This window comes from Stutzerimonas chloritidismutans (assembly GCF_038562055.1).
Lineage (GTDB): Bacteria > Pseudomonadota > Gammaproteobacteria > Pseudomonadales > Pseudomonadaceae > Stutzerimonas > Stutzerimonas chloritidismutans_A.
Genome location: NZ_JBCFXD010000004.1, coordinates 286085 through 298267, shown reverse-complemented (window position 1 = coordinate 298267; position 12183 = coordinate 286085). Strand labels below are relative to the sequence as shown.

Here is a 12183-nt window from a genome sequence, read left to right as displayed (position 1 = left end):
CTTATGGCGTGCTCAAGTCAGGGCAACCTTTCGACCCCAGACTCGCCATTGCGCACTAAGGGGCAAGACGGTATCTACAGGAGTTTTTACTTCACTGCCTTGCCGAACAACCGCAGACGGCTGACGCCACCGTCGGGGAAGATGTTCAGGCGCACGTGGGTGATCGGACCAAGCTTGGCGATCTGCTCGCTGAACTCGTGTTCGGCGTGCATTTCCAGCTTCTGGCTCGGCAACAGTTCACGCCAGAACAGGCTCTGGGTCTCGATCTGGCTGTCGGTGCCCCCTTTAACAAAGGCCGCCTGGATGTTGCAGCTGTCCGGGTAGTTGCCCTTGAAGTGCAGGGTGTCGACGACGATGCGCTCGATTTCGCCGGGGGTGCCCAGCGCGACGATGACCCAGTCGTTGCCTGGCGTACGGCGGCGGGCAGTTTCCCAGCCGTCGCCCATGTTGATGCCACGACCCGGGTTGAGGATGTTGCTCATGCGCCCGAAATGCTCATCGGAGCAGGCCAGTGCGCGGCCACCATTGAGTGCCGAAGCCAGGTCGAGCTGTTCGTTGTCGCCGACAGTGCTCCAGTCGCGGTACGGAATGCCGTGTACGCGCAGGCGGGCAACGCCACCGTCCGGGTAGATGTTGAAGCGCAGGTGGCTGACCGGCTTGTCGAACGCGATCTCGTGATAGTGGTGGCTGTTGCCCTTGAGTTCGACGGCCGGAAGGATTTCAGTCCAGTGGGTGTTGTCGTCCGGGTCGCCTTCGGCGAGGAAGCAGGCTTCCAGCGAGGCGGACGGCGGGAAGTTGCCGGTGAAGAAGCTGGTGTCGATGTCGACGCCCTTGATCGAGCCGGGCACGCCGAGGCGAATGACCGCGTGGTCGTAGCCTTCGAACCGCTTGCGGCGCGACTCCCAGCCGTCCATCCACTTGCCGTTGTCATCGAAAACGCCCTCCTTCCATACGGCCGGCGTCGGCTGGAACAGCCGGTTGACGTCGGCAAACCAGTCGTCGGTGACGGAGATGGCCTCTGTGCCCAGGCGGGCGTCGGCCAGGTTGACGTATTTTTCGAAAGGTACGGCGTAGCTCTTCATACGTTGTTCTTCTCTTCGTGTCGTCTGATGGTGCGTGCTTACATCGCCTGCAGACGGAACAGGGCGATCTTGTTGATTTCGGCCAGGGCGCGGGCGAATTCCTGTTCCTGGGAGTTATTCATGCGCTCCTCGAAGGCGGCCAGGATCTGGTGCCGGTTACTGCCCTTGACCGCCATGATGAAGATGAAACCGAACCTGGCCTTGTAGGCATCGTTCAGTTCGGTAAAGCGGGCGAACTCTTCAGCCGTGCATTCGTGAATCCCGGCACCGGCCTGCTCGGCGGTGCTCGATGCGGTCAGCTCGCCGCGTACGGCGGCCTTTCCGGCGAGGTCCGGGTGAGCGTTGATCAGTGCCAGCTGGGTGTCGTGGTGAGCGGCCAACATGGCCTGCGACATGCGCTCGTGCATCACCTCCACGTAATCCAGGGTTTCGTCTACACCGGCCTGATAGACCGTGTCGGCGACCCACGGCGAGTGCTCGTAGACATCGGCGAAGGTCGAGATGAAGGTGTCGCGGTCCAGGGTGGACGGCTTGATGGTCTTGAACGGGGTCATCAGGTGCGCTCCGCGGTCATGGGATGGGTGGCGTGCCAGTGGCGGGCGATGTCGACGCGGCGGGCGAACCAGACTTCTTCATGACCTTTCACGTAGTCGATGAAACGGGCCAACGCGGCCATGCGCGCCGGGCGACCGAGCAAACGGCAGTGCATGCCAATGGACAGCATCTTCGGCGCGCCTTCACAGCCTTCGGCGTAGAGCACGTCGAACGCATCCTTCAGGTAATTGAAGAAGTCATCACCAGTGTTGAAGCCCTGCACCTGGGTGAAGCGCATGTCGTTGGTGTCCAGCGTATAGGGGATCACCAGGTGAGGTTTTTCGGGCGTCGATTCCGGGTCCCAGTAGGGCAGGTCGTCGTCATAAGTATCGGAGTCATAGAGGAAGCCGCCTTCCTCGCGCACCAGTCGACGGGTGTTCGGCCCCGTGCGGCCGGTGTACCAGCCCAGCGGACGCTCACCGGTGATCTCGGTGAGGATGCGGATGGCTTCGTGCATGTGCTCGCGCTCCTGCACTTCATCCATGTACTGGTAGTCGATCCAGCGATAACCATGGCTGCAGATCTCGTGGCCGTCAGCCACCATGGCCTTGATCACGTCAGGGTGCCGCTGCGCGGCCATCGCGACGGCGAAAATCGTGAGCGGAATGTCGTTCTTGCGGAACAGCTTGAGCAGGCGCCATACCCCGACCCGGCTGCCGTATTCATAGAGCGACTCCATGCTCATGTTGCGCACACCCTGCAGCGGCTGAGCTGAAACCATCTCGGATAGGAAGGCTTCGGACTCCTTGTCGCCATGCAGTACGCAACGCTCGCCGCCTTCTTCGTAGTTGAGTACGAAGGACAAGGCGATACGGGCATTACACGGCCATTGCGGATGGGGTGGGTTCTCGGCATAGCCGATGAGGTCGCGAGGGTAGTCTGCGCTCACTGTTGTTATTCCTTGTTTGATCCGCGGGTTGCCGCTATGAAGTGCGGGCAGTCGTCATGGGTCAATTGTATACAAAACGTTTTGCGATTTGTAAATCAAAAATCGCTTCAAACTGACCGGCTGAGCCTTGAACGTCCGCTTTTATCTCAAGGCTTTTTTCCAGGATAGCCCGCTATAGCCTCACCGCTTGATGCTGACCAGCATGAAGCGGGCCAAGGTGAAGAATTAAAAACTGTGTACAATTTTTGCTGAAACTGTCTTTGTTTTTTCTTGCGGGGTGCTATGCTCGACTCACTCCACCACTTACCACCAAGAGGAGGCAGGCATTGGCGGCCAATCGCTGATGCTGGAATCTATGGGACGTTTGACTACTCATGTACTGGATGCCGCTCACGGCTGCCCAGGCAGCAATATCCGCATCGAACTCTATCGCGTTGAAGGCGAGCGCCTGGAGCTGGTGACCACGCGCCAGACCAACAGCGATGGCCGCTGCGACTCACCTCTGCTGGACGGTGACGACTATCGCTCCGGCGTCTATCAGCTGCAGTTCTCGGCGGGCGACTATTACCGCGGACGCGGCGTAACGCTGCCCGAGCCGGCTTTTCTCGACGTGGTGGTACTGCGCTTCGGCATCAGCGCCGAGCAGGATCATTACCACGTGCCGCTACTGATTTCGCCGTACAGCTACTCGACCTATCGAGGCAGCTGATGGCATCTGCCGTGCCGTTATCGGTACGGCGGTTACCTCTCCCACGCGTGAAACCTTGACTCCCCTGAGTCCCCGGACCCGCCTCTAAGGCGGGTTTTTTTTGAGGTGGGCGTTGGGTGGCGTCTGACCTCTGTTGGGTCATGCCAGGAGGGTGGGTATCGCGAAGCTTACCCACCGCTTGATGGAACCCTCACCGACTCATCAACGAAGCCGCTCCCGCGCCTCCAAACAGCGCAGCGCTGGTTCGGTTGAACCAAACCTGCCCCTTTCCGGTGCGTAGGTAGCGCGCCGCGCCATGCGCCCCCAGCCCGTACGCCAGCTTGCAGCAGAGGTCCAGCACCGCCCAGGTCAGGATCATCACCAGCAGCTGCGGCATGAAGGGCCGATCCGCACTGAGGAATTGCGGCAGGAAGGCCGCAAAGAACAGGATGTCTTTCGGGTTGCTGGCGCCCAGGCCAAACGCGCGCCAGAACAGCTGGCGAAAGCGCGGGCTGACCTCAGCGGTCGCCACACTGGGCGCGCTGGCGGGGCGGCGCGATTCCTGCCAGCTCTGCCAAGCCAGATAGAACAGGTAGAAGGCGCCGATGATTTTCAAAACGCTGAATACCTCCTCCGACGCCAGCAGTAGCGCCCCAAGCCCCAACGCCGATGCGCAGAGCAGGCAGATCGAGGCGCTGACCCCGCCGACGAAGGCCGGCCAGGAACGGCGGAGTCCGTAGTTGAGACTGTTGCTGATCATCAGCAGCGACAGCGGGCCGGGGATCAGGATGACCACCAGCGCCGCGCTCGCAAACAACAACCAGGTTTCCAGGCTCATTTCGGCACTCCTCGATAGCAATTAGAAAATGTAGGTAGCGTGGATTGGGCTACCTCGCGGCTGCGGGGTGGATCAGGTTGCATCATTACAGTTCTTCCAAACGCACTCCGCAGGCTTCAAAACGTCAAAAGGCCCCACCGCCGGAACGGTGGGGCCACTGGTTCGCCTGATTAAAGAAAGGCGAACTTGGCAATGAAGATCACGCACAGCACATAGAGGCTGATCGAAACCTTGTCGCGCTGTCCGGTCAGCAGCTTGAGCGTCGCATAGGTCAGGAACCCCAGCGCGATGCCGTTGGCGATGGAAAAGGTCAGCGGCATCATCACCACGGTGACGATAGCTGGAATGGTGTCGGTGTGATCCTTCCAGTCGATATTGGCCAGACCGCTCATCATCAGCATCGCGACGTAGATCAACGCCCCCGCAGTGGCATAGGCAGGGATCATGCCGGCCAGCGGCGCGAAGAACATCGCGATGAGGAACAGCGCGCCGACAGTTACCGCAGTCAAGCCGGTGCGTCCGCCCGCAGCAACGCCCGAAGCGCTTTCCACGTAGCTGGTCACCGGCGGACAGCCGACGAAGGCGCCCACGACACTGGACGTGCTGTCGGCTTTAAGTGCACGGGAGAGGTTCTGGATCTTGCCGTCCTCATCCACCAGATGCGCGCGATGGGCGACGCCCATCAGGGTGCCGGCGGTATCGAACATGTTCACGAAGAGGAACGCGAGGATCACGCTAACCATCGCGACATTCAGCGCGCCGGCGATATCCATCGCCAGCCAGGTCGGCGCCAGGCTGGGCGGCATCGACACCACACCGTTGTATTCCACCAGACCCATTGCCCAGCCGATGCCGGTCACCACCAGCATGCTCAGCAGGATGGCACCGAAGACGTTGCGGTGGCTGAGCACGGCGATCATCAGGAAGCACACCGCGGCGAGCAGGGCAGTGGACTCGCCGAACGAACCCATGGTCAGCAGGGTGGCCGGGCTGTCGACAACGATGCCTGCGGTCTTGAGGCCAATCAGCCCGAGAAACAACCCGACCCCGGCGCCCATGGCGAAGCGCAGGCTCATTGGAATGCTGTTGAGCAACCATTCGCGCAGGCGGGAGAGGCTCATGATCATGAACAGGATGCCGGAGATGAACACCGCGCCAAGGGCGATCTCCCAGCTGTAGCCCATCTCACCGACCACGGTATAGGTGAAGAACGCGTTGAGGCCCATGCCCGGTGCCAGGCCCACCGGCCAGTTGGCGTACAGGCCCATCAGGAGGCAACCGAGGGCCGCCCCGATGCAGGTGGCGACGAATGCGGCGCCGTGGTCGATACCCGCATCGGCCATGATGTTCGGGTTGACGAAGATGATGTAAGCCATGGTGACGAAGGTCGTCAGGCCCGCTAGCAACTCTGTCTTGATAGTGGTTCGGTGAGCACTGAGTTTGAAGAATCGGTCGAGCAAGCCGGGGTTTTTCGGCTGCAGGCCGAGGGCCGGCTGTTCCTGCTTGGTGGTTTCCACAAGGTGTTCCTCATCGTTCTTGTTGTCTATCACCTAGAGCAGTGCTCTCGAGGGCAGGTGATGGTGGGGCGCTTTCATTCGGTTTGTTGACCGAAAGGTCAGAAAGGCTTGACGCGATTATGCTTTTGTATACAAGAAATGCAACAGACATTTCGGTGGCTATGGCGTATTCGCTGTTCCCGCTAAGCAATGTTGAGGTGAAAGAGCACGCAGTAGGGCGTCTTCTCGACATTCTGGAATATTTATGGATTCACTGATTGTGCACAATAAAATGCGCTTTATTTCCTTGTTTCGCTGTTGGCGACTCCCAGCTGCGTAACGAAAGGCAGTAAAGTTCGATCTGCCGACAATTCCGACGCGAGTCACCATGAACGAACAGTTGCAGCCTTTGAAAAAGCCGACACGAAGCGGCAAGGCCCGTACCGGGACCCAGGACGACATCGTTTACGCCCACATCTTTGATGCAATCCTTGAACAGCGCCTGGCGCCGGGCACCAAACTCAGCGAAGAGGCGTTGGGCGAGATTTTCGGCGTGAGTCGCACCATCATTCGTCGCGCCCTGTCACGGCTCGCCCATGAGGGCGTGGTGCTGCTGCGGCCCAATCGCGGCGCGGTCGTTGCCAGTCCGAGCGTCGATGAAGCACGGCAGATCTTCTTTGCCAGGCGCATGGTGGAACGCGCGATCACCGAGCTGGCCGTGCAACATGCCAGCGCTGAGCAGCTGAGCGAGCTACGGCAAATGGTGACCGACGAGCAGGACTGTTTCGCCCGCGGCGATCGCGGCGCTGGAATCCGTCTTTCCGGAGAGTTTCATCTGAAGCTGGCCGAAGCGGCGAAGAACGCGCCGCTGGTGAGCTTCCAGCGCAGCCTGGTGTCGCAGACCTCGCTGATCATCGCGCAGTACGAAAGCGGAAACCGCTCACATTGCTCGTTCGACGAACATAACCAGTTGATCGATGCCATTGCTGCGCGCGACAGCGAAAAGGCGGTGCGCCTGATGATGCACCACATGGATCATATCGACAGCAAGCTCAACCTCGATGAGGAGAGTGCGTCGGATGATCTCCATGCCGTGTTCTCGCACCTGGCTCTGGCCAAGAAGAAGCCGCGTAGCGCTCGCTAGCGTTCGTCCAGCTTCAAGTGGAACTGGCTCGGTGCGTCTCTGACGGCCGAGCCGCTGAAGGCGCCTCGCGCGCGCCCGCTCTCACCTATCAGTTGTGAACTGAACTCGATCTCCTCCGGACGGCGCTTCGCTAAACGTCCAGCCCTCCAGCGTTAAGTCAAAAAGGCCATCGCGTTCTGCCTCGTTCGTTTGAGGCTGCGCACGGTGCGGTTCTGCCCGCTGTCCGTTTACCAGCCGTTTACCGGTCTGTAGTGCTGCCAGGCTCGAAGAGCCGCGCCTCAATCCCTATCGGTGAATATCGCCGTTGTACGAGGCGATCTCCATGCGCATAATGTTATGTTATAACTATTTGATTAAGCGCTTCCGCTGGTCCGCTCGAACGGTCTGTTGCGGGTGCCTGAGTAGTCGAGGTGATGATGATCCAATTCCAGGGTTTGCAATGGGGCGCGGGTGGGCGAGCGCTGACACCGCCGCTGGATCTCGCGCTGGAGGCTGGAAGCCTGACGGCCGTGATCGGAAGCAATGGTTCCGGTAAGAGCAGTCTGCTCAAGGTCATCGCCGGCCTTGATCGTCCAGTTGCGGGGCGGGTCGATATCGGCGTTCCGCTTCTGGGTGGGGTGTCTTACCTGCCTCAACAGCAGCATGTCGATCGGCAATTTCCGATTCGCCTGGCTGAGCTGGTCAGCGGCGGTTTCTGGCGTAGCCGTCTGGGACGTGCCGAGCGACAGACACGCTTAAAACGAGCGTTGGCGGATTGGGGCCTGTTGGATTTGCAGACCCAGGGCCTGCACGCATTGTCCGGCGGGGAGTTGCAGAGAGCGCTGCTGGCGCGTTTGAGCCTGACAGATGCGCCAGTGCTGTTGCTGGATGAGCCGGAAGCGGCGCTGGATGACGTGGGGGTGGGCTTGCTCTGGCAGCATATTGAGCGCTGGCAGCAGCGGGGAAGGACGCTGGTCTTGGTCAGCCACAACCTCTTAGGTCTCAGCGAAAAGCGCTGCGAGGGCTTGCTGATCGCTCGCAATGGGTGCATCGCCGCGCCCATCCAGCAGTTCATGGCCGACCGCCAACGGCTCGGGCAGGTCGCGTGACGCTCGATGTGTTGTGGTCGCCATTTACTGAATTCGCCTTTATGCGCCGCGCCTTGTTCGGTGGCGTGGCGCTGGCATGCAGTGCCGGACCACTAGGTGTGTTTCTCATCCTCAGGCGGATGAGCCTGATCGGAGATGCCATCGCCCACGGCATCTTGCCCGGCGCGGCATTGGCGTTCTGGTTGTTTGGTTTGAGTCTGCCGGCGCTGACCCTCGGCGGCCTCGTCGCCGGGCTGGGAATGGCGGGAGCGGCGGCCTGGGTCAGTCGGCGAACTGGCCTGCGTGAGGACGCCAGTCTGGCTGCGCTCTATCCCATTTCGCTCGCCAGTGGCGTGTTGCTGCTCGGACTGGCGGGTCGCAAGCTCGATCTGCTGCACCTGTTATTTGGCTCGGCACTGGCGGTCGACACGGCCACACTCACGGGCATGCTCGGCACGGCTGTGTTCAGCCTGCTGGTACTTGCGTTTACATACCGCGCGCTGGCGCTGGACAGCCTGGATCCGCTGTTTCTGCGTAGCGTCAGCCGCTTTGGGCCGTTGGCGCACGCGGCCTTCCTCACGCTGGTCGTGCTCAATCTGGTTATTGGCTTCCAGGCCATCGGCGCGCTGATGGTGGTTGGGCTGATGATGTTGCCTGCCGCTGCGGCGCGCTTCTGGAGCAGACGGTTGCCGGTCCTGCTGCCGCTCGCCGCTCTGCTTGGTGCCGCGTGCGTATGGCTGGGACTGCTGCTCTCCTTCCATGCCAGCCTGCCCAGTGGGCCGTGCATCGTGCTGCTAGCCGGCGCCTTCTATCTGTTTTCGGTCGTGGCTGGGCCTGTTCAAGGCCTGCTGCGCTCACGCGCTGTTCCCATCACTGTTTGAGGTTTCACCATGCGATACCTGATGTTTGTGTTCACGCTGTGGCTGCCGCTTTCATTGCACGCCGAGGAGAAGCTTGATGTCGTCACCAGCTTCAGCATTCTTGCGGACCTCGTCCAACACGTCGGTGGCGACCGGATTCAAGTGACCAATCTGGTCGATGCGGACGCCGATGCGCATGTTTACGACCCAAGCCCTGACGATGCCAAAGCGCTGCTGCGGGCCGACCTGATCGTCGCCAACGGCCTGGGTTTCGAACCCTGGCTGGAAAGCCTGCTGGCCAGCAGCGAGCCGGCCGGTAAGCGCATCAACGCCAGTGCCGGCGTCGTTCCGTTGATGCTGGAGGAAGACGGCGAACAAGTGCCGGACCCGCATGCGTGGCAAAGCCTGACCAACGTCGAGATCTACGTGCGCAACATCACCAAGGCGTTCGTGCAACTCGACCCGGATCATCGTGAAGGCTATGAAGCGCGACGTGACGCCTACCTGGGCCGGCTGCATGCCTTGCTGAAGAGGGCCGATGCGCAGATCGCGAGCTTGCCGGCCAGTCAGCGCAAGGTCGTCACCAGTCACGATGCGTTCGGCTATCTAGGCCAGGCGTGGCAGCTGGCGTTCATCGCGCCGCAGGGACTTTCCACCCACGACGAACCTTCGGCAGCCGAGGTGGCTGGGTTGATCCGTCAACTTCGCCGCGAAGGTGTACGAGCGGTGTTCGTCGAGAACATCCGTGACCCGCGCCTGATTGAGCAAATCGCCGAAGAAGCCGGCGCCACGGTTGGCGGAACGCTGTATTCCGATGCGTTGGCCAGCGAAGGGCCGGCCAGCACCTATCTCGGCATGTTCGAGCACAACCTCGACACGCTGATGGCGGCGCTGAAACGGTAGGGTGGATCATGCGGTCCACGCGTTGATCGAACTCGGTGCCGACGTGGCGGTGGATGTAGAGAGCGACATCCACCCTAAGAGCGGCCGATGCCGCTTCGACCGTAGGGTGGATCACGCTTCATCGATCCACGCGTTAGAGCTCGCATTGCGGATTACTGGCGAGACGACCGATCATCGCGTCAGTGATCTACCGTTCACGATGCCTTTCGGTGTACCGAAACCCCGGCGGCGTAGGTTTCTTTCACCGCGCGGTCGTCGCCGAGCGTCATCAGGGCGAAAAGCTTTTCCTGCAATGTGGTCGCCTGGCTCAGGCGGTAGTCGATCAGCGGTGTCGCCTTGTAATCGAGCACCACGAAGTCGGCATCTTTGCCGGGCTGCAGGTTGCCGATCTTGTCGTCCAGGTACAGCGCCCTTGCCCCGCCGAGCGTGGCGAGGTACAGCGCCTTGAACGCATCGAGTTTCTGGCCCTGCAGCTGCAGCACCTTATAAGCCTCGTTAAGGCTTTGCAGTTGCGAGAAGCTGGTGCCGCCACCGACATCGGTGCCCAGCCCGACGCGCACGCCGAAGCCTTCCACCTTCGCCAGGTCGAACAGGCCGCTGCCGAGGAAGAGGTTCGATGTGGGGCAGAAGGCCACGGCCGAGCCGGTTTCGCCGAGGCGTTTGCATTCGTCATCGCACAGGTGGATGCCGTGGGCGAAAACCGAGCGCGCGCCGATCAGACCGTAATGGTCATAGACGTCCAGATAACCCTTGCGCTCGGGGAACAGCTCCTTGACCCACGCCACTTCCTGCTTGTTCTCGGAAATGTGCGTGTGCATGTACAGATCGGGGTATTCGGCAAACAGCTGGCCGGCCAGCGTCAATTGTTCTGGTGTGCTGGTCGGTGCGAAGCGCGGGGTCACGGCGTAATGCAGGCGGCCCTTGCCGTGCCAGCGCTCGATCAACGCTTTGCTGTCGGCATAACCGGATTCGGCGGTGTCGGTGAGGAAGTCCGGCGCATTGCGGTCCATCAACACTTTGCCCGCGATCATCCGCAGGTTGAGTTTTTCCGCCGCCTCGAAAAAGGCATCCACCGATTGCTTGTGCACGGTGCCGAACACCAGTGCCGTGGTGGTGCCATTGCGCAGCAGTTCGCCAAGAAACAGGTCGGCTTGCTCGCGCGCGTGCGCCATGTCGCTGAAGCGGCCTTCATTCGGGAACGTGTAGGTTTCCAGCCAGTCGAGCAATTGCGCGCCGTAGGAACCGATGACGCCGACCTGCGGGTAATGAATGTGGGTGTCGATGAAACCAGGAGTGATCAGCGCGTCGGGGTATTCGACCACCTCGGTGCCGGCTTTCAGGGTTGGAAGCAGGTCAGCGGCATTGCCGATCTGAGCAATCTTTCCATCCTCGACAACCAGCAGGCCGTCTTCGAAATACTCGTGAGATTGCTCGATGCCCACTTCGCGCGGGTCGGCGAGGCAGTGGAGCAGGGCGGCACGGTAGGCTTTGGCTTGGGGCATGGTGAGTCTCGAAAATCGTGGTGTAAGTGTTCCGGTCCGGAATCAACGAGTGATTCCAGCGGCTTGGGTTCTATTCTCTATTCATAGGAGCCAGTTGCCGACGAAGCTTTAGCTTCAGTCCATTCGCGAGCAAGCTCGCACCTCCAGCACCTCCAGCACCTCCAGCACCGCCGCGCGCCGCGAGCTGATGCCTTGATGCAGTTCAACCCGCCTGCGAGCGGCGCGATGCGGGGACAAGCATGGGCACCGGCTTTTCACCGTCGACGGTCTTTTCACCGAAGTTGGCGTTGTAGGTGGCGATTACTTCGCCCGCGATGGACACGGCAATCTCCACCGGCAGCTTGCCCTTCACTTCGGCGATACCCATCGGGCAGCGCATCCGTTGCACGGTGTCGGGCTGGAAGCCACGGTCGCGCAGGCGGTGTTCGAACTTGGCGCGCTTGCTCTTCGAGCCGATCAGCCCGTAGTAGGTAAAATCGTTACGTTCGAGGATGGCTGCGGTGAGTTCCAGATCGAGTTGATGGTTGTGAGTCATGACGATGAAGTAGCTGCCGGCGGGCATCTCGGCCACTTCGTCGACCACCTCGTCGTTGACCACTTGCTCCACGCCCGCAGGAATATGGGCCGGGAATTCGCTTTCGCGCGAATCGATCCAGCGCACCTTGCACGGCAGACTGGCAAGTAGCGGCACCAGTGCACGGCCGACGTGGCCGGCACCGAACACCGCGATATGTGCCTGCGGTTGGCCCATGGGTTCGAACAGCAGCACGGTGGCGCCGCCACAGCACTGGCCGAGGCTCGCGCCCAGGGAAAAGCGTTCCAGCCGCGTATCACGCACGCGGTTTTCGAGCATCTCCCGCGCAATCGCCTGTGCCTTGTATTCCAGGTGACCGCCGCCAATGGTGTCGTACAGGCGCTCGCGGCTGATCACCATCTTCGAGCCGGCATTGCGCGGCGTCGAGCCGCGCTCCTCGATGATGGTGACCAGCACGCAGGGTTCGCCCTGTTGCTGCAGGTCGGCGAGTGCTTCTATCCAGGCGGTATTGCTCATGGTCTGTCCTTCCCAGGTGGCTCCGCAAAGCGGCGCCACCTAAACGATCATGTTGGGTTGACGGTGGAC

General features: G+C 61.0%; 12 protein-coding genes. 5 read left to right on the top strand and 7 right to left on the bottom strand.

What is annotated here, in order from left to right; genetic code table 11:
- Nucleotides 1–86: 86 nt before the first annotated feature.
- From alc to puuE, 3 genes are read right to left on the bottom strand one after another with little or no spacing between them, the layout of a single operon-like run.
- On the bottom strand, nt 87–1082 hold the full coding sequence (gene alc, locus AAGW23_RS09530) for an allantoicase (RefSeq protein ID WP_342406231.1): 996 nt from the start codon (nt 1080–1082) through the stop codon (nt 87–89).
- 38 nt (nt 1083–1120) lie between these two features.
- Nucleotides 1121–1636 carry a 2-oxo-4-hydroxy-4-carboxy-5-ureidoimidazoline decarboxylase gene (gene uraD / locus AAGW23_RS09525; protein ID WP_342406230.1) on the bottom strand — a complete coding sequence of 172 codons (516 nt, stop codon included), beginning with the start codon at nt 1634–1636 and terminating at the stop codon, nt 1121–1123.
- A complete protein-coding gene (gene puuE, locus AAGW23_RS09520; protein WP_342406229.1) occupies nt 1636–2565 on the bottom strand; it encodes an allantoinase PuuE in 930 nt (309 codons plus the stop codon). The genes uraD and puuE overlap by 1 nt, the downstream gene beginning before the upstream one ends.
- Nucleotides 2566–2920: 355 nt before the next feature.
- Here puuE and uraH point away from each other — a divergent pair, with 355 nt between their 5' ends.
- Entirely contained in the window at nt 2921–3274 is a 354-nt protein-coding gene (uraH, locus tag AAGW23_RS09515; RefSeq protein ID WP_102838056.1) for a hydroxyisourate hydrolase, read from the top strand.
- Nucleotides 3275–3464: 190 nt separating this feature from the next.
- Here the strand turns inward: uraH and AAGW23_RS09510 are convergent, their stop codons facing one another.
- Both AAGW23_RS09510 and AAGW23_RS09505 read right to left on the bottom strand, forming a co-directional pair.
- Nucleotides 3465–4091: a LysE family translocator gene (locus tag AAGW23_RS09510; protein ID WP_342406228.1), complete on the bottom strand. Its 627-nt coding sequence runs from the start codon at nt 4089–4091 to the stop codon at nt 3465–3467.
- Nucleotides 4092–4261: 170 nt separating this feature from the next.
- Entirely contained in the window at nt 4262–5608 is a 1347-nt protein-coding gene (locus AAGW23_RS09505; RefSeq protein WP_342406227.1) for an NCS2 family permease, read from the bottom strand.
- 367 nt (nt 5609–5975) lie between these two features.
- Here AAGW23_RS09505 and AAGW23_RS09500 point away from each other — a divergent pair, with 367 nt between their 5' ends.
- The 4 genes from AAGW23_RS09500 (at nt 5976) to AAGW23_RS09485 (ending at nt 9561) form a co-directional block, all read left to right on the top strand.
- Nucleotides 5976–6731: a GntR family transcriptional regulator gene (locus AAGW23_RS09500; RefSeq protein WP_342406226.1), complete on the top strand. Its 756-nt coding sequence runs from the start codon at nt 5976–5978 to the stop codon at nt 6729–6731.
- Between the two features lie 416 nt (nt 6732–7147).
- Entirely contained in the window at nt 7148–7819 is a 672-nt protein-coding gene (locus AAGW23_RS09495) for a metal ABC transporter ATP-binding protein (protein WP_342406239.1), read from the top strand.
- 41 nt (nt 7820–7860) lie between these two features.
- On the top strand, nt 7861–8679 hold the full coding sequence (locus AAGW23_RS09490; RefSeq protein ID WP_342406224.1) for a metal ABC transporter permease: 819 nt from the start codon (nt 7861–7863) through the stop codon (nt 8677–8679).
- Between the two features lie 9 nt (nt 8680–8688).
- A complete protein-coding gene (locus AAGW23_RS09485) occupies nt 8689–9561 on the top strand; it encodes a metal ABC transporter substrate-binding protein (protein ID WP_342406223.1) in 873 nt (290 codons plus the stop codon).
- Between the two features lie 194 nt (nt 9562–9755).
- Here AAGW23_RS09485 and guaD read toward each other — a convergent pair whose 3' ends face one another.
- Complete coding sequence (gene guaD, locus AAGW23_RS09480; RefSeq protein WP_342406222.1) at nt 9756–11063, bottom strand: guanine deaminase; 1308 nt, start codon at nt 11061–11063, stop codon at nt 9756–9758.
- 202 nt (nt 11064–11265) lie between these two features.
- On the bottom strand, nt 11266–12114 hold the full coding sequence (xdhC, locus tag AAGW23_RS09475) for a xanthine dehydrogenase accessory protein XdhC (RefSeq protein ID WP_342406221.1): 849 nt from the start codon (nt 12112–12114) through the stop codon (nt 11266–11268).
- Nucleotides 12115–12183: the final 69 nt, after the last annotated feature.